This window comes from Micromonospora sp. DSM 43699 (assembly GCF_055517075.1).
In genome coordinates, this window is sequence record NZ_JBTMMT010000241.1 from 1 (window position 1) to 427 (window position 427).

The following is a 427-nucleotide window of genomic DNA, read 5'->3' on the forward strand; positions in this document are numbered from 1 at the left end:
GCGTCGCCCAGCAGCAGGTCGTCGAGATCGCCACGGCGCTCGCCCTGGACGCCCCCGACACCGTACGGATGCTGACCGACGCGGACGTCGAGCGCGCGGGCCTCGACGCGCTGAAGGCGGCGGGCCGGGCGAACCTGCTGGCCGAGCCGGTGGCACACGAGGAGATCCGTACGCCGTCGGGCGCGCTCCTGCACTCGGTGTACGGCGACTCCCACTTCGTGGCGAGCAAGGCGCTCGTCCTGGGCGACCTGGCCCGCACCCTGACGGGCCACGACCTGCCGTAGGCCGGGGCGCTCGTCGTCGTACCGACCCGGCATCTGCTGGCGTTCCACCCGATCGTCGACGCCACGGTGGTGGACGCGGTCAACGACCTGGGGATGTACGCCATGGGCGCGTACGAGGACGGGCCGGGCCCGATCAAACCGCT

At 72.8% G+C, this 427-nt stretch carries 1 protein-coding gene; it reads left to right on the forward strand.

Features of this window, described 5'->3' with window-relative positions:
• Positions 1-284 (forward strand): hypothetical protein (locus tag AC0AIB_RS31445; protein WP_465098119.1); only part of this gene is annotated, 284 nt, incomplete at its 5' end.
• Between the last annotated feature and the right edge of the window lie 143 nt (positions 285-427).